The organism is Vibrio sp. nBUS_14, assembly GCF_051201655.1.
Lineage (GTDB): Bacteria > Pseudomonadota > Gammaproteobacteria > Enterobacterales > Vibrionaceae > Vibrio.
Genome location: NZ_CP179207.1, coordinates 1,122,545 through 1,140,805, shown reverse-complemented (window position 1 = coordinate 1,140,805; position 18,261 = coordinate 1,122,545). Strand labels below are relative to the sequence as shown.

At 43.9% G+C, this 18,261-nt stretch carries 12 protein-coding genes and 2 pseudogenes; 10 read left to right on the top strand and 4 right to left on the bottom strand.

The features are described from left to right. The first annotated feature begins 156 nt into the window (after positions 1-156). From ACMAZD_RS22835 to ACMAZD_RS22790, 10 genes and pseudogenes are all read left to right on the top strand, one after another. A complete protein-coding gene (locus tag ACMAZD_RS22835; RefSeq protein WP_435249602.1) occupies positions 157-1,506 on the top strand; it encodes a D-serine ammonia-lyase in 1,350 nt (449 codons plus the stop codon). A gap of 161 nt (positions 1,507-1,667) precedes the next feature. Continuing rightward, positions 1,668-2,491: pseudogene (locus ACMAZD_RS22830) on the top strand (hypothetical protein). Between the two features lie 239 nt (positions 2,492-2,730). Then, the gene (gene trpS / locus ACMAZD_RS22825) at positions 2,731-3,753 is read left to right on the top strand and encodes a tryptophan--tRNA ligase (protein WP_435249601.1); all 1,023 of its coding nucleotides are present in this window, start codon (positions 2,731-2,733) and stop codon (positions 3,751-3,753) included. Positions 3,754-4,138: 385 nt separating this feature from the next. Then, positions 4,139-6,211, top strand: coding sequence for a M4 family metallopeptidase (locus tag ACMAZD_RS22820; RefSeq protein ID WP_435249600.1), 2,073 nt, complete (start codon positions 4,139-4,141; stop codon positions 6,209-6,211). A gap of 206 nt (positions 6,212-6,417) precedes the next feature. Further along, a complete protein-coding gene (locus ACMAZD_RS22815; protein ID WP_435249599.1) occupies positions 6,418-6,795 on the top strand; it encodes a VOC family protein in 378 nt (125 codons plus the stop codon). 134 nt (positions 6,796-6,929) lie between these two features. Further along, a complete protein-coding gene (locus ACMAZD_RS22810; RefSeq protein WP_435249598.1) occupies positions 6,930-7,370 on the top strand; it encodes a hypothetical protein in 441 nt (146 codons plus the stop codon). A gap of 355 nt (positions 7,371-7,725) precedes the next feature. Continuing rightward, on the top strand, positions 7,726-8,586 hold the full coding sequence (locus ACMAZD_RS22805; RefSeq protein WP_435249597.1) for a delta-class carbonic anhydrase: 861 nt from the start codon (positions 7,726-7,728) through the stop codon (positions 8,584-8,586). 269 nt (positions 8,587-8,855) lie between these two features. Then, on the top strand, positions 8,856-9,482 hold the full coding sequence (locus tag ACMAZD_RS22800) for a LysE family translocator (RefSeq protein ID WP_435249596.1): 627 nt from the start codon (positions 8,856-8,858) through the stop codon (positions 9,480-9,482). Between the two features lie 454 nt (positions 9,483-9,936). Beyond that, entirely contained in the window at positions 9,937-11,463 is a 1,527-nt protein-coding gene (locus tag ACMAZD_RS22795; protein WP_435250533.1) for a methyl-accepting chemotaxis protein, read from the top strand. Positions 11,464-11,825: 362 nt separating this feature from the next. Then, complete coding sequence (locus tag ACMAZD_RS22790) at positions 11,826-12,383, top strand: type II secretion system protein (RefSeq protein ID WP_435249595.1); 558 nt, start codon at positions 11,826-11,828, stop codon at positions 12,381-12,383. A gap of 35 nt (positions 12,384-12,418) precedes the next feature. Here the strand turns inward: ACMAZD_RS22790 and ACMAZD_RS22785 are convergent. From ACMAZD_RS22785 to ACMAZD_RS22770, 4 genes and pseudogenes are all read right to left on the bottom strand, one after another. Next, a pseudogene (locus ACMAZD_RS22785) lies at positions 12,419-12,935 on the bottom strand (IS3 family transposase); the annotation flags it as partial. Between the two features lie 394 nt (positions 12,936-13,329). Beyond that, positions 13,330-16,224, bottom strand: coding sequence for an aminomethyl-transferring glycine dehydrogenase (gene gcvP, locus ACMAZD_RS22780; RefSeq protein ID WP_435249594.1), 2,895 nt, complete (start codon positions 16,222-16,224; stop codon positions 13,330-13,332). Positions 16,225-16,312: 88 nt separating this feature from the next. Continuing rightward, entirely contained in the window at positions 16,313-16,693 is a 381-nt protein-coding gene (gene gcvH, locus ACMAZD_RS22775) for a glycine cleavage system protein GcvH (RefSeq protein ID WP_435249593.1), read from the bottom strand. Positions 16,694-16,744: 51 nt separating this feature from the next. Continuing rightward, complete coding sequence (locus tag ACMAZD_RS22770; RefSeq protein ID WP_435249592.1) at positions 16,745-18,037, bottom strand: serine hydroxymethyltransferase; 1,293 nt, start codon at positions 18,035-18,037, stop codon at positions 16,745-16,747. Between the last annotated feature and the right edge of the window lie 224 nt (positions 18,038-18,261).

Here is an 18,261-nt window from a genome sequence, read left to right as displayed (position 1 = left end):
TATTATGCCACTGCGTGCTTATTTGAAGGAGCGCTAGCCTACAGGTCATTGAATGATTACACAAATACCGCTTTAATAGGCACAACACCGAGTGATTGAACGAGCGCAAATTGCTGTATATCAGCGAATATTGCTTTATACCAGAGAAGGTAATCCATGACTGAATTGAGCTCAAAAAGTGAATTAAATATAGATAAGCTCACCAGCAACTTTCCGCTGCTGAAACAACTTGTAGCGCTGGAAGAGGTGAGTTGGTTTAACCCAAATATCACAATGCTAGAGCAGGGTTTACCTTATGTGGGTTTGGGCGAAAAAGACATTCACGATGCAAGCCAGCGATTACAAAGGTTTGCGCCTTATCTGGCGAAGGCATTTTCTGAAACCCAAGTCACTAATGGCATTATTGAGTCTGAGCTTATTGATATCCCAGCGATGAAATCAGCACTGGAGCTTCATTATCAGTCGTCGATAAAAGGACGCTTGATGATGAAAAAAGATAGCCATTTGCCGATTTCTGGTTCAATTAAAGCACGTGGCGGCATTTATGAAGTGTTAACCCACGCCGAGAAATTAGCGTTTGAAGCTGGATTACTGAGTGAGAGCGATGATTACAGCAAACTGCTAGAGCCCGAGTTTCGTGACTTCTTCAAACAATACAGTATTGCCGTAGGTTCTACAGGTAACCTAGGTATGTCCATCGGCATCATGAGCGCCAAGTTAGGCTTTACAGTGTCGGTTCACATGTCTGCTGATGCGAGAGCGTGGAAGAAGAACAAACTGCGTGAGCATGGTGTCAATGTGGTTGAGTATGAGCAAGATTATGGTGTAGCTGTAGAACAAGGTCGTAAAGAAGCTGAGCAAGACCCGCGTTGTTTCTTCATTGATGATGAGAACTCTCAAACCTTGTTCCTCGGTTATTCTGTGGCGGGAGAGAGACTTAAACAACAATTTGAGCAACAGCAGATTATAGTCGACCAAGAACACCCATTGTTCGTGTACTTGCCTTGTGGTGTAGGCGGCGGCCCTGGTGGTGTGGCATTTGGTTTAAAGATGGCCTTTGGCGATCATGTACACTGTATTTTTGCTGAGCCGACCCATTCGCCTTGTATGTTGTTGGGTGTTCACACTGGTTTGCATGATGAAGTTGCAGTGCAAGATCTGGGTATTGATAATTTAACTGCCGCAGATGGCCTAGCCGTTGGTCGCGCTTCCGGTTTTGTTGGTCGCGCGATGGAACGCATATTAGATGGCTATTACACGTTAACCGATGAACGCATGTATCAGTTGCTAAGTGAATTGAATCAAGCCGAAGGTATTCAGTTAGAGCCTTCTGCGCTGGCGGGTATGCCGGGTGCTATTCATGTTGAACACAACAGTGAGTATTTGGCAAGGTTAGACATCGATGATTCAACGTTAGCCAATGCAACACATCTTGTTTGGGCGACTGGCGGTGGCATGGTTCCAGAACATGAAATGGCAGCGTACTTGGCCAAGTCATCGGTGTAAATCGGATAGAAAGACAGGCACTGGTTGGTGATTTATGAGTTTAAATTAAGCAATAAGTTACGCAGATCGTTACTTAAAACACATATTTTATAAATTGGGCGTCATAGGTGTTCTAACTATCAGTTAGGTTGAGTGGCATTCAACTTGATAGGGATATAACGATGCAAGCCGATAAAACGTTTCAACTGAATAAAAAAGAAACGCTACAGCCAAATACACCACAAAAACTCTTACAACATTTAGATGCTATTGGCGAGTCTTTAAAATCGTCCGGTAAAGCTCATGCTTTATTGGGGTTAGGTTCAGTCGGTATTGCAACGGAACGACTGGATCAGTATTCAGATGTCGATTTTTTCGTGATAGTGCAGGTGGGACACAAGCAGTACTTCTTAGACAGTTTGCATTGGTTATCTGATATCCACCCAATCGACTACGCGGTAAGAAATACGGTCGACGGCTATAAGGTGCTCTATGCTGACGGCGTGTTCGGCGACTTTGCGGTATTTGAACCACATGAATTAGTACATATTCCGTTTTCTAAAGGGCGAATTGTTTAGCAGGAAGCCGACTTTGATACTCAGTGTTATGTGCCACCAGCAAAAGCTGCAACCAACCTAATTCTCAAGAGTGGATCGTAGGAGAGGGCGCTCACCAACCTTTACGTGGGTATGTCTCGCTATAACCGAGGCGAAAGGCTATCTGGGAGCTGGTTCGTTCAATCTTACGCGCTTGATTGTTTGATCGTTTGATCGATCTTGTGGATCAAATTGAACATTCTGAGCCTGAATTTGTCGATGAGTTTATGTCGGATATAAGGCTAGAAGTGCGCTTTCCTAAGTTTGCTCAATTACTACCAACCTTTACCCTAGGTTACGAGCGCACGGCTGAATCGGCACTTTCCCAACTATCGTTCCTCAACACCCACTTCACAGTCAACCAAGCTATGTGTGACCGAATCATTGAACTGTTTTCCGTTAAAGATTAAACCTATAACCTGTTAATCTTAAAACCTATTTTGTTAATGTGCGTAAATAACAGTTGTCGCTCGTCTGTATTGTTGATAGGTTCTAACCATGAAATTTAATTCTGTTTCAACTTCAATTTTCTTTTGGTGGTGCTCTCAATAGAGCAGCACGGAATACTCATATTCTTTAGCTGCTGGAAGGTAGTTAAGAATGTCGTCTCTTTTTATCTCCAGTAGTTTTTATTACTTGGAGATATCCCATGAAAACACCTCAAAACGCGAACAAACCAGAAATCATTCTGACTGGCGATCGAGCTACGGGCCCTTTACATCTGGGTCACTATGTTGGCTCACTTCAGCAGCGTACTTCGTTGCAGCATATTCACGACCAAACGATATTGGTTGCCGACATGCAGGGCCTTACCGACAATGCCCATAACCCTGGCAAGGTTTCGTCTAACATTCTCAACGTGGTGGCTGATTATCTAGCGGTAGGTATCGACCCAACAAAAACCACAATCTGCCTTCAATCACAATTACCAGCACTCGCTGAACTCACCATGTTCTACGGCAACCTTGTTTCTATTGCTCGTTTGGAACGCAATCCAACCGTTAAAAGTGAGATTCAAAACAAGGAGTTTGGTCGCTCAATTCCAGCTGGTTTTCTAACTTATCCCATTTCACAAGCCGCTGATATCACAGCCTTTAACGCGACTTTGATTCCAGTGGGTGACGACCAATTGCCAATGCTAGAGCAGACCAACGAGATAGTGAGAAAAGTTAACTCACTCGCGGGTAAGCCAATTTTAAATGAGTGTAAACCTCTACTGAGCAATGCCTCTCGTCTTCCTAGCACCGATGGAAAAAGCAAGATGTCTAAATCGATGGGGAGCGCGATTAACCTTGGTGCGACAGAGAAAGAGATTCGTACCGCAGTCAAATCCATGTATACCGACCCAAATCATCTACGAATCGAAGATCCGGGCCAAGTAGAAGGGAACATCGTATTTACCTATCTTGATGCTTTCCATACTGACGCTCACTACGTCAATAAACTAAAAGATCACTACCGCAGAGGAGGGTTAGGGGATGGCCAAACTAAGAAGGTATTGGAAGAGTGTCTACAAGAGATGATTCGCCCGATAAGAGCACGCAGAGCCGAATTGTTGGACGACAAAGCGCAACTCATCGATATCTTGCGCCAAGGCACGCAGCTATCGAGAGAAAGAACAGAAACCGTGTTGTTTGATGTTAAAGAACTATTTGGCCTGAATATCTTGTAAGTTTCTTCATCTATTCACCTTCCATCATTCACTTATTCATCAGACGAGTACCCGATAGTGATCTAATCTCGCTATCGATTATCTGACCAGTGTTGAAACCACTAAAGAGGCTATTGTTCAAATGACTTCTTTGGATTGGTTTCAATGCTTGTTACTGTGCGACGTATCACTTCCTATTTATAGAAATAACACTTCAGAATTTAGCTAACCATAAGATTTTAAATAAATTTTTGCGATATATCTCAGTTCGAAAGACATCATTAATTATGTTTTGAATTAATCTCACATATGCAACTGAGTTAGCTTTTTTATGTGTAATATCTATCGTTAAGATACTAATTCATCTTGTTGGTGAATTAATAAAACATAATTAGAAAGGTGATGTATGCGTGGTGCACATTTACTAATGCTATGTCCGATAGCGTTTACTTCTCAAGCTGCCAATGTTGTCGACTACTCGCAAGTCGATTTATCTACAGTACTTAATCAAACAACACAGGGTTTTACCGCTGTAAGCCAACCACTTGCCTACCAAGATGCAAGTCGAGTGAACACAGGTACAACAACACTCCTACGTAAAACACAACTTCACTACGGGATCCCGGTTTACGGTCAATCGGTAGTGGTTGATCTTTCCCAGAAGGGCATTTCGAAAGCGGTTGATGGCCAAGTATTAACGGGTATTGAGTTAGATATTGGTTCGACACTGCCGATGATTAGTGCAAAGCAAGCTATTGATATTGCGAAGTCACAGCACAAAGGGGTTGCCGCAGCGACTATTCGTGACCCTAACACTGAGCTATTTATTTGGCTTGATGAACAGCAACAAGCCCGCCTGATTTATCAGGTCGATTTCTTGCAGACTCTAGGAATGGCACCCTCAAGGCCGATTACGCTTGTTGATGCTAAATCGGGTGAGTTACTGGACCGATGGGAAGGGATTGCTTTCATTGAGGCAGAAGGACCGGGCGGAAACCAGAAAAGTGGCCGTTATTACTTTGGCTCGAACACGCAGTTTGGCGGATTCCAAGTCAATTCGTATTGCCAGATGGACAGCCAAAACGTAGTTACCATGAACATGAACAACCAACAAGGTTCAGGGAAAATCCATCAATTTAGCTGCAACGGAAATTACGGTAAGAACGTCAATAATTATCGCGCAGTTAACGGTGCGTATGCGCCAATGAACGACGCACACTACTTTGGCCAACGTGTGTTCGACATGTATCAAGATTGGTTGAACACACGTCCTATTCAGCAAAAGCTTACTATGCGTGTTCACTACGGTTCGAACTATGGCAATGCATTCTGGGATGGTCGCCAAATGACGTTTGGTGATGGTAACCAATCCATGTATCCATTGGCGACGTGGGACGTGATTGCTCATGAGGTCAGTCATGGCTTTACTGAGCAAAACTCAAACCTTGAGTATCGTGGTATGTCGGGCGGAATGAATGAATCTTTCTCTGATGTAGCTGCCGCAGCGTTAAGTGAATATGTGCATGGCACTTTTAATTGGAAGATGGGCGAGCATGTGATGAAGCATAGTGATGCGATGCGTTACTTCATTAACCCGAGTCAAGATGGAATGTCTATCGGTCACATCAACCAGTATTACAATGGCATTGATGTTCACCATAGTTCGGGGATCTTTAATAAAGCGTTCTACCATCTGGCCACGAGCAACAGTTGGGGTATTAAAAAAGCGTTTAAGGCTTACGCTACCGCGAACCAACTTTACTGGACACCAAACTCAGATTTTCAACAAGGTGCCAATGGGGTGTGCAAAGCCGCTGAAAAGCTAGGCTATGAGACTTCTGCAGTGAAATCTGCGTTTAACGAAGTAGGTATTGATGTACAGAACTGTGGTTCTGGTCAGCCAAATCCGAACCCTCATCCACCAACTCCAACACCTGGAGTTGTGGAGCTAGAGATAAACGTGCCAACGCCAATTGTGAGTGGTGGTGATGACCAGCAAGAGTTCGTTCTAAAGAATGTACCTGGAAGTGATGCTTGGATTCAGTCTTACCATGGTTACGGTAACGTTGACTTGTATGTTGCTATCGGCCGACCTGCGTCACTAAGCGACTACGATTGCTCTTCTACCAACTCAGATAACAATGAGTATTGCGGTTTTGGTGGCCTGCAAGGTGAGGATATCTTCGTGCTGGTGGACGGTGCTCAAAATTCAACGGATGCTTACGTTGCTGTTAGCGCAGAGTTTGAATTACCTCAGCCTGAGCCTAAACCAGAACCTGAGCCTAAACCTAAACCTAAACCAGAACCTGAGCCACAAGGCTTTTGCGATAACCTTCAAGAGTGGAATCAAAATTACTATTATCCAGCAGGCACAGCAATTCAATATTATGGCAACCGATTCTCAGCGTCTGCGGATAACTGGGGAGCTGACCCGTTCAACAATTATTGGTACTGGGTATTTGAAGGTGCTTGTTACTAGCTAGAGCGACTTAAAGTGATTTAAGTTAGCTAAAACCGATGAGAAGGGAGTGCAGTTTGCGCTCCCTTATTCGTTCAAAGTGAGAGCTAAAGATGTATGCTGATCTTGTGTTAGCACGTCCAACATTAGAGTATGTGGCCTAGTCTTATTAAGCATTAAGCATTAAGCATGCAATATTCAGTAAAGACGAAACAAGGATGATTAAATTGGAAATCAGTCATTTGGATCACTTAGTGTTAACCGTTAAAGACTTAACCGTGACGATGGATTTTTATCAGCGCGTGTTAGGCATGAAGCCCATCCAGTTCGGAGAAGGTCGCTTGGCGTTGTCATTTGGTAATCAAAAGATAAACCTTCACCAGCAAGGGAATGAGTTCGAACCAAAGGCTGAACGTGTGCAAGCGGGGAGTGCTGACCTTTGCTTTATTACCAATACACCAATAATTGAGGTAATCGAACATATCAAAACGAACGGAATAGAGATAGAAGAGGGACCAGTACAGCGAACCGGTGCTACGGGTAAAATTGCCTCTGTTTATGTTCGAGATCCTGATGGTAATCTGATAGAGGTTTCTAACTGCTAGGCTCTAGCGTCAAACTTCATTTCCACTTTATCTTTAGATTCAATCAATCTCGATCTTAAGCCACTTGGGACTGGATGTAGCAAGACAAATAAATTAAAATCGAACGGTGTTTTATTAAGTCGAGTCTTATCGTCATGGTGCGAAACCTAGTCACATTAATCATTAGTCTGTTTTTCTTAACCGCTTGCTCAACAACGAGTAATGAGCAAATCGACGAGAAGACACTGAGCAACGAAGACGCTCTGTCAAACACTATCGAAGATGATGCGAACCTAAACGTTATTGCTGACTCAACTGATGAGACAAGTGCTGATTTAGTTAAAGAGACTAGTGCCAACGTTAAAGCAGAATCAGAAACTGTTTCAGAAGCTTCCGAAGAGTCTGAAGTGCACTCATCTCAAGTAACCGCCAGAAAAGTGACCGAAGATGAAGTTGAGACCGACAATGAGAAAGGACTTGGAAGTTACCTATTGCTCAACAACGAGCCGACTAAGAAAGTCATCAAATCGCTCGAGGGAGTAACAGATGCCTTGAACATTCTGACCTTTGGTATATTTGCCACAGGCAATGGTTGAACGAATAGCTTGAACTAAGAACATCGAATCATTAAACAAGGCGAGCCAAGTGATTCGTCTTTTTTATATCTGAAACTTACTATTAGTTCTGGGTATAGTTCTGGTTATAACTGTTGTTCGCTAGTTTGTCGGTTTGAGTCAAGAGACAGTCAGCAAAGTAGGCATTTGTTCGTTCTGGAATGGACTCGCCGTGTTTGACTTGTTATATGCATCAAAGTTTTTAATACTCTTCCCAAAGTAAGCAGTGAAATCTAATCTTACAAAGACAATGCCTTATATTCACTTGTGAGCATAGTAGTATGTTTGCCGTGAAATCCGGTATTTAGGTTTTGTTATAATATTCTAGGGAAGAGATATGAAGAATAAGAGTGTATTTTTAAGCGTCGCGATGGCCATGTTGGCGGCTCAAGCGAGCGCATCTGATGCGAGCCACGAGTTTGTAGCTGACAGTGTTATCGCCGAACAAAGAGCGAACCTGTCTGAAAACACACAAGGCAAAGGTTTCGGCCCGCAAGCTCCTCGTGATTTGGGTTCTTTAGTGGGAACTAACGCTCGTCTGTTTTCCGATGCGCCAGATTCAACCGCCATGAACTTGTGTAATATTCACTTCCATAAGAACGCAGAGCACAAAGGTGGTGAGTTTACTCAATACGTTGGTAACGGTGATGGTAAAGGTTTCCAGAGTGGCTTTAAATACACAGGCAAGCTGAGTTCTGCTGAGCTCAAACCATTTGAGGGTGAGGTTTGTCCGAGCGATCATGGTTTTTTGCATTCGGGCGACACCATTGAGGTGCATTACGTGTACTCAACCGCTCAAGTTGAACCGGGTGAAACCCTTGGTGCTTGTTTCAACGATGCGATTACCAATCCGCAACTGCGTGTTGAAACCCAAGTTTATGTGTTAGTGAATGATGACAAGGCTCTAGACTTCGAAGCCTTGGCTAAGCATTCTAAAGTCAACGGTTTGCATCAAGCACCAAACATTCCACAAGATACTGGCTCAGCGATTCAATACGCAGGCTCTACAACGGGCCCAGGTTACAATGAGCAAGGTTCGCCTTTCCAAGTAACATGGAGTGTTCGTCCACAAGTAGCGAAAGTAAACATCGCAACGCTTGGCAATTGGTGTGAAGGCAATGACTTCAATGAAGATCACGCACATGGTGTGAGAAACATAGTTGTAAACCCAGAGTTGTTGTCACCAATAGCGAACTAATCTCGTTGCGTTGATTTGTAGTCAATATTTTGTAAAGGCGAGCCACTAGGTTTGCCTTGTTATGTCTTAACGAAAAACACGTTGGGTTTAGCTTTTAGCTTTGCGGGCATGCTTAGTGAGGAAGTTATGTGCGACACTTATTCAAAACATGAGTCGTGTGAATCGTTCTTAGTTAAAAATGCTCTTAGACAAAAACGTTCTTTACGCGAATCGGGGGTCCATGATACGTTCGAAATTTATAATGTTGAATGATATTTGAGGGACGGTAGATGTCACTAGAAGGCGCAGTTACATTCTTTATTGCCATGTTTATATTTGGTATTACTCCGGGGCCTGGCGTATTTGCCATTTTAGCTCGTGGCATGGTTAACGGTTGGCGAAAGTGCATTACTCTTTCGTTAGGAATGATATGCAGTGATCTTATTTATCTTGCGCTTGCCTGTTTTGGCCTCGCGACGATTGCTGAGAACTGGTCGTTTGCTTTTGAGGTGATTCGCTACGTTGGTGCCGCTTATCTGATTTACTTGGGCTACAAGATGTTTAAGACTCTACCTGAAGTGCAAGGTTCAGCGGAGCTCGCAGCCAAACAAAGTCAGAAATCAGAACTCGCCAGTTTCGCGCAAGGATTTTTGATTTCAGCATCAAATCCGAAAGTGATTCTGTTCTATATTTCATTTTTGCCGACGTTCATTGACCTGACGGTTTTGCAGTCGCAAGATATCCTATTGGTTTCTGTCTTAGCGGCTGTTGCTCTGATGTCTGGTTTAATGCTCATTGCAATGGGCGCGGGCAGAATGGCAAATTTACTGAAAACGCCACGCGCACATAAAAGATTAAATCAAAGTGCTGGTGGAATAATGATTGCGGCTGGCTCATATTTGGCGATAAATCGATAAGCACGATTCTTCATGCAGAAAGGCGAACCGAATGGTTCGCCTTTTTTGTGTTATTGCACCAACTAGAAGCGAGAATATTAAGCACTCCTAGGTAAACGGTTTACGCCAAGCCTTAACATTCCACAATATGCCAGTTCTCTGGTTCAATACGCGAAATCGACTCTTTATTCAAATGTAATGATTAAGCCACGACTTTACTTATTAATCAGATTTCCAAGTGTAGGTTCTGTGTTGAATTCGTCTATAGGTTAAGAAATCGTGATTCACATGCGTCTCTTGTATGATTTAGCTAAAGTTATCGAGACTTTGACAGATAAAGAAATAGAGGCGAGCTCTAACACGAGATAAAACGTGTGAGCTTTGGTTTCAGTTTTTGAAACCTTTAGAGAACTTTTAACAAACTTGCGTCGAGACAACCTAAATGAAGAAAACAATCCTATTTGCCGTTTTTATTATGTTTGGCATTGCCGTCGCTGCGAGTATGGCGTCAACTTATTTCATTTCAAGCCAAAAAATTGATGAGATAATATTGAACAAATCGCAAGTTCAAGCTGAATTCTTGGCTGGAAATGCGGGGTATATCTTAGAGAATTCGGACAATCCAGTTCAAGATTTACAAAAGCTGGTGGGTGAGCTGAAACAGCGATCTGATGTCACTTATGCCATTGTTATTGATAGTAACGTAAGTGCTATTGCTCACAGCGACAAAAATAAACTGAATAAAGTTTATGAAGATAGCTATACCGTTAAAGGCGCAACCCAAGGCGTCCAACAGTATTCAAAATGGTACGCTGATGTTCAACAAGTGTGGGTGTTTGACATCATGGCACCTATCTATGTCAATGGTGAGCTGTACGGTACTTTTGATATCGGTATTCCTATCACAGAGGTTAGCCAAGCAACGAATGGCATTATTAGCTACCAGCTCGCTTCAATGGTTTTCATTTTTGTTGTTTGTCTCGTTGTTCTATCACTTCTTCTTAGCAAACTGATGCAACCTCTATTGGTATTGAAAAATACATTGCATGATATTTCTGAAGGCGATGGTGATCTATCAGTACGTTTGCCAATTAAAGGGAATGACGAAGTCGCTCAAATCTCATCGGCTTTCAATGTGTTCGTTGGCAAGGTGCACGAGATAATTATGCAAACAGTGAAGACTGGTGTCGAATTAAATAGCACAGCCATTGGGCTTCGTGAACAGTCGCAGCAAGCATTGCAAAGAGGGCAAGAACAGAACGAACAAACCATGTTGGTCGTTACGTCTATGAATGAAATGATTGCCACGGTTAATGAAATTGCATCTAGCGCGGCTGGTGCTGCAAGCGCGGCAAACATGGCGGCGAGTGAAACTCAAGAAGGTCATAAGACGATTGAGAAGACCACGACCTCAATCTCGAACCTTGAAGCCGAGATGAATAGTGCTTCTGACATCATTGTTAGCCTTGCTGATAATACCCAGTCGATCGGTACTATTCTTGATGTTATTAGAGGTATCTCTGAGCAAACGAATTTACTGGCGCTTAATGCTGCAATTGAAGCTGCGCGTGCTGGTGAGGCTGGCCGAGGCTTTGCTGTCGTTGCTGATGAAGTTCGTAACCTTGCGACAAAAACAGCACAATCAACCGATGAAATTGACACTATGATTAATCAACTTCAAACCGAAGCTAAGAATGCTGTTAGCTCGATGAGTAATAGTAAGAGTTTAATTGAAGAGGGCACGGCAGAAACTCAAATAGCTCGCCAAGCTTTGGAAAAAATATCTACACAAGTTTTGGCTATTCTTGATATTAACACTCAAGTCGCGACGGCAACGGAACAGCAGTCAGCGGTAGCGAATGAGATCAATATGAATATGGATACGGTCAATAGCTCAGTCAAAAATGGTTTGACCGCAAGTGAGAAGTTAGAGCAATCAAGCAAGCAATTGGCGGAGTTATCACAAGTACTCGATCGTTATGTCGGTTCATTTAAAATCTAGACTTCTCAGCACACCTCATTAAGAGGTATGTCGAATATCCAGTTATTTAATAGCGCTTATGTCATACATGAGCGCTATTTTTTTTGCGATATCCCGACGCAGATACTCCAATGGTGAACAACAGTAAAGAAATATGCACCTGCAGTGTAATATCGTGACAATCTGGCCATGTAGAACCATTTAGTCAAAGAAGACAATCGCAGCAAGGCGCTTACTTTTAATAGCGCATGCGTAAGGTCTAAAAATCGACTAAACAGCAGCTCTGACGCGACACATAAGATGTTCCGCATCTCATCACGATGTATAGTTATTGATAATTCATTCAGTAGTTGTATCTGTAGTTGTCAGTTGATGTGGGTGTTATGAAGAAAAACGGATTTACTTTAATGGAATTAATCATTGTGATCGTGATACTCGGAGTATTGGCCGTTACAGCAGCCCCGAGGTTCCTCAATATTCAAGAGTCGGCAAGAAAAGCGGTACTTGAAGGTGTTGCTGGTGCGATGGAAGGCGTGATCACACAGGTGACTTCTAAAGCCATTATTGTTGGGCTTAACCCAGACGCAACAAACCCAGGTGATCAGAGCAACTATGTGATCGATTTTGGTATCGGCCGAGTTGAGGTCGACTGGGGAACGCTTTGCCCTGAAAGCCGAGGGGAATCAGGGGATAAATTGAATATGCTCGATTTCCTTACCTTCTCAGATGATGACAGCTTAACGTCTGACTTTGCTAATAGGTATACAGTGGTTGGTTATGAATACCCGTTTACCACTGGAGATCTTGGCGGCGCGATAATAGACGACCTTCCATCCGGTTGTTACGTTCTCTATGATTCTTTTGGTGGTAGAACAAGTGGAGATACATGCCCAGCTGATGGTTGTGTATGTACAGTTCAAGTAGTTAACGATGAGTGTTAAACCGAACACATCAACTGATTTATAGAAATTCAATAAAAAAGCGCTTGGCGCATCTCTTCTCGCGTCATTATCGGCTCGTATTGGATGGCTTCTACTTTCATTGAGTGGAAAAAGCTTTCAACACAGGCATTATCCCAGTAATTTCCCTTCCTACTCATATTTTGTTTTAGGTTATGGGCTGAGATTAAGTCTTTGTAGTCTTTTGAACAATATTGACTGCTTCTATCACTATGGATAATCACCCCTTCGGTCATGCCTCTACGGAACAATGCCATTGATAGCGCATCACAGACCAGAGTCGTGGTCATTCTGGTGCTCATTGACCAGCCAACGACTTGCCATGAGTACAAGTCGATAACAACCGCTAAATACATCCAACCTTTGCTTGTCGCTAGATAGGTAATATCTCCAGCCCATTTTTGGTTCGGTGCTGTCGCATTAAAGTCTTGCTCAAGCAAGTTCGGGGCAACAGGAAGTCTATGTTTACTGTCTGTCGTACATTTGAACTTTACGGGCGGCTTTCGCGACTAAGCTCTGGCGTTTCAGCTTTGAATTCAGGAGTATGTTTGATCCGTGTTTTCTTCGTTGTTATTGTTCACCTCGTTAGTGATTGTACTCACCTAATTCAGTGTCTAAAATTTCTGGTGCGGATCAGTTATTGTCTAGGGCTGGTTCCAAATAACTCCTACTGCCACAACGCCAGCAGAGCCACAAAAAGACCAATCCCAAGCGTGACTTTTAGAAGTAGGCCAAGAGGTGCGCCACCCTTTGGTGCTTTGTTACAACATACCATCATCGTTTCCTAATTCATCGTTGGATTCATTTCATCTTAAACCTTTCCCTTAAGGTAAGGTCAATGCATTTGTTGACCTTGAATTTCAGAAAACAAAAGGCGAACCGTTTGGTTCGCCTTTTGTTATGTTTTGCTACTTAGCGCCGCTACGAATTAATCTTCGTAGTTATCGATGCTTGGGCAAGAACAGATTAGGTTACGGTCGCCGTACACGTTGTCTACACGGTTAACAGTAGGCCAGTACTTCGAGTTCTTCGTTGCTTTTGATGGGAAACAACCAAGTTCACGAGAGTAAGGGCGATCCCATTCTGCGCCAGCTAGGTCAACTTGTGTGTGCGGAGCGTTCACTAGAGGGTTATTGTCTAGTGGCCATTCACCCGCTTTCACTGCTGCAATTTCGTGACGGATTGCGATCATCGCTTCACAGAAACGGTCTAGCTCTTCTAAATCTTCTGATTCAGTTGGCTCTACCATTAGTGTGCCTGCTACTGGGAAAGACATCGTAGGCGCGTGGAAACCGAAGTCCATTAAACGCTTAGCAATATCCTCTTCGCTGATGCCTGTGTCTTCTTTAAGCGGACGAACATCGATAATACATTCGTGAGCTACGCGGCCGTTAGTGCCACGGTAAAGAACAGGGTAGTGAGGACGTAGTTTTTCCATCACATAGTTTGCGTTCAGAATCGCAACTTTAGTCGCGTCTGTTAGGCCAGGTTCGCCCATCATTGCGATGTAAGCCCAAGAGATAGGCAGGATTGAAGCACTGCCTAAGTCTGCTGCTGATACCGCGTAGTCAGAACCTTGTACACCATTTTCGATGTGACCTGGTAGGAAAGGTGCTAGGTGCGATTTAACACCGATAGGACCCATACCCGGACCGCCACCACCGTGTGGGATACAGAATGTTTTGTGTAGGTTCAAGTGAGATACGTCTGAACCGATGAAGCCAGGTGAAGTTAGGCCTACTTGAGCGTTCATGTTCGCGCCGTCTAGGTAAACCTGACCGCCCGCTGCGTGAACTTGTTCACACACTTCTTTCACTTGCTCTTCGTATACGCCGTGCGTAGAAGGGTAAGTGATCATGATGCTTGATAGGTTTTCTTTGTGCTTCTCGATTTTCGCTGCTAGGTCTGTCATGTCGATGTTGCCATCTTCATCACACTTAACAACCACTACCTTCATTGAAACCATTGATGCTGTTGCAGGGTTAGTACCGTGCGCAGAGCTTGGAATCAGACAAACGTTACGGTGAGCTTCACCGCGGCTTGCGTGGTAACGTTGAATCGCGATTAGACCCGCATATTCGCCAGATGCACCAGAGTTAGGCTGTAGTGAGAAATCGTCGTAACCGGTGATTTCACATAGCTTCTCTTTAAGATCTTTCGCTAGCGCTGTGTAACCCGCTGCTTGATCAAGAGGTGCGAATGGGTGAATTGAACCAAACTCAGGCCATGTTACTGGGATCATCTCAGCAGCAGCGTTCAGCTTCATCGTACAGCTGCCCAGTGGGATCATGCCGTGCGTTAGTGAGAAGTCTTTGTTCTCTAGCTGTTTTAGGTAACGCATCATTTGCGTTTCGCTGTGGTGCGTATTGAATACTGGGTGAGTTAGGAACTCTGATTCACGACGGCAGTTTTCTGGAATTGCTGCAAACTCATTTGATGCAATGTCAGAAGATAGTGCTTGAACGTCTTCTTTCACGTCGAAGATTGCGAAAAGTGCGTTCACGTCGTCGATCGTTGTAGTTTCATCTAAGCTGATACCGATCTTACCTTTAACCTCTTTGCCTTGAAGTAAACGAAGGTTGATGTCTGCTGCTTGCGCTTTCGCGTACAGTGCATCTGTCTTTTCTTCAGAGTTGATCGTGATGGTATCAAAGAAGCTATTGTTTGTTAGCTCGTAACCCGATTTAGTCAGGCCAGCCGCTAGGATAGCTGTCATGTGGTGTGTACGACGAGCAATAGTACGTAGTCCTTCTGCACCGTGGTAAACCGCGTAGAAAGACGCCATGTTTGCTAGAAGTGCTTGAGCTGTACAGATGTTCGATGTCGCTTTCTCGCGGCGGATGTGTTGCTCACGAGTTTGCATTGCCATACGTAGCGCTTGGTTACCGTGAGTATCGATAGATACACCGATTACACGACCTGGCATTGTACGTTTATGTTTTTCACGAGTACCCATAAATGCAGCGTGTGGGCCACCGTAACCCATAGGAACGCCGAAACGTTGTGCTGAACCGATTACTACGTCTGCGCCCATTTCGCCCGCAGGCTTAAGTAGAGCAGAAGCAAGTAGGTCAGTAGCAACTGTAACCAGTGTTTTGTTTGCTTGAGCTTTCGCAATGATGTCTGTTAAGTCGCGAACTTCACCCGTTGTACTCGGGTATTGAAGAAGCGCACCAAATACGTCTTGTTCTAGAAGTGTTTCAAGAGCACCAACCATTACTTCAAAACCGATGTACTCAGCACGAGTTTTAACAACTTCTAGTGTTTGAGGGTGAACATCGTCAGCAACGAAGAATACTTTGCTCTTGCTTTTGCCAGCACGCTTACATAGTGTCATAGCTTCGCCAGCCGCTGTCGCTTCATCAAGAAGGGATGCGTTCGCGATTTCCATACCGGTTAGGTCCATTACCATTTGTTGGTAATTTAGTAGAGATTCAAGACGACCTTGAGAAATCTCTGGTTGGTATGGTGTGTAAGCTGTGTACCAGCCTGGGTTCTCTAAAACGTTACGTAGGATAACGTTTGGAGTGAATGTGTTGTAGTAGCCTTGGCCAATGAAAGTACGTTTCACTTGGTTTAGGTTAGCGATCTCTTTAAGAGAGGTCAGCATGTCAATTTCGCTCAGCGGCGCAGCAAGTGTCATTGGTTTTTCAAGACGGATTTGTGCAGGAACCGTTTCGTCGATCAGTGCGTCTAAGCTAGTCGCGTTGATCGCATCGAGCATTTTCTGCTGGTCTGCTTTATTTGGGCCGTTATGACGAGCAACAAACTCGTTTTGAGTACCCAAGTCTTTTAGTAATTGGCTTTGAAGTAATTCAGTCATGATATGTTCTACTTTCTCTTTGGAGCCGTGAGCTAGCCCCTAAAATTAAGCTGCTCTAAAGAGCAGCTTTATCGTAATGAGGAACCTATTAGTCTTCTTCGATAGAGCTTAGGTATTCTTCCGCATCTTTAAGATTGTTTAGTTCAGACGCATCAGACATCTTCACTTTAACAATCCAGCCACCTTCATAAGGTTCTTCGTTGATTAGCTCTGGGCTATCTTCTAATTCTTCGTTGATTTCTACGATTTCGCCAGAGATTGGTGCGTAGATATCAGAAGCAGCTTTCACCGACTCGACTAGAGAGAAGCTTTCGCCAGCTTCAATTTCGTCGTCAGTGTCAGGCAGGTCAACAAACACAACGTCACCTAGCATCTCTTGAGCGTGCTCAGAAATACCGATAGTCACAGTACCGTCACCGTTGTCTTTTATCCACTCGTGGCTGTCTGCAAACTTTAGTGTATTGTCCATTGCTTATTCTCCAAAAATTTATGAGGTTTTAATTTAAATCTTAAAAACGGTTTAACGATAAAGAGGGAAGCGTTTGCAAAGCTCTTTAACTTGCTTGCGAACACGTTGCTCAACTTCAGCGTTTCCTTCAGGGCTTTCAACTAAGCCATCAAGTACATCGCCGATCCATTCACCGATAAGTTTGAATTCTTCAGTGCCAAAACCACGACTGGTTCCAGCTGGCGTACCTAAACGAATACCCGAAGTAATCATAGGCTTCTCTGTGTCGAATGGTATGCCATTTTTGTTACATGTGATCCCTGCACGCTCTAATGCTTCTTCAGTTACGTTACCTTTCAAACCCTTAGGACGAAGGTCAACCAACATTAGGTGCGTGTCTGTTCCGCCAGTCACAATGTCACAACCGCGAGTTTGCAACACTTCAGCAAGAACTTTTGCGTTGTCGATCACCGAATCAATATAAGTATTAAATTCTGGGCCAAGTGCTTCGCCAAACGCCACTGCTTTGGCCGCGATAACATGCATTAGTGGGCCGCCTTGAAGGCCAGGGAACACTGCAGAATTGATCTTTTTGTTGATGTCTTCATGGTTCGTAAGAATCATACCGCCGCGTGGGCCACGAAGTGTTTTGTGCGTTGTTGTTGTCACAACGTGTGCGTGTGGTAGTGGGCTAGGGTGGGCACCTGTCGCGATAAGACCCGCGATGTGTGCCATATCTACCATTAGGATAGCGCCAACTTCGTCAGCGATTTCACGGAATTTAGCGAAATCAATAACGCGTGGGATAGCACTACCACCAGCAATAATCATTTTAGGTTGGCTTTCGATCGCTAAAGCGCGAACCGCTTCGTAATCGATTTCTAGAGTTTCGCGGTCTACTCCATATTGAACAGCGTTGAACCACTTACCAGACATTGCAGGACGTGCGCCGTGTGTAAGGTGGCCACCTGCATCTAGAGACATGCCTAGGATAGTATCGCCAGGTTGAAGTAGGGCAAGTTTAACTGCGCCATTTGCTTGAGCGCCTGAGTGAGGCTGTACGTTTACGTATTCGCATTTGAACAGTTGCTTCGCACGTTCAATCGCAATCGCTTCAACTATATCTACATGTTCACAACCACCGTAGTAACGGCGGCCTGGGTAGCCTTCAGCGTATTTGTTTGTTAGGCAAGTGCCTTGAGCTTGCATCACTGCTTTAGAAACGATGTTCTCAGAAGCAATAAGTTCGATTTGTTCATTTTGACGAGTGTTCTCTGCTTGGATGCCAGCAAATACTGCATCGTCTGTTCCAGATAGGTTCGTAGTGAAAAAACTGTCTAAGCTATGGTTTTGGTAAGCGTTCATTGTCGAGACCTTTCATTAAGCTAATGGTGATTGTTTTTATAGTCCATTAGGTCTTACGTTGATTTCTGCATCGGTGTCGTTTGCGTTATATAGGTATAGATAAGCGTGAATTGCGTTATAAATATACTCTTACAGCGTCTAAGCGATCGTTGTAGGGTCAATGCAGCACGAATTGTTTCCCAAAAGTTCGGGTAAAAAACAGCTCTTGCAAATGTTAAATTTAT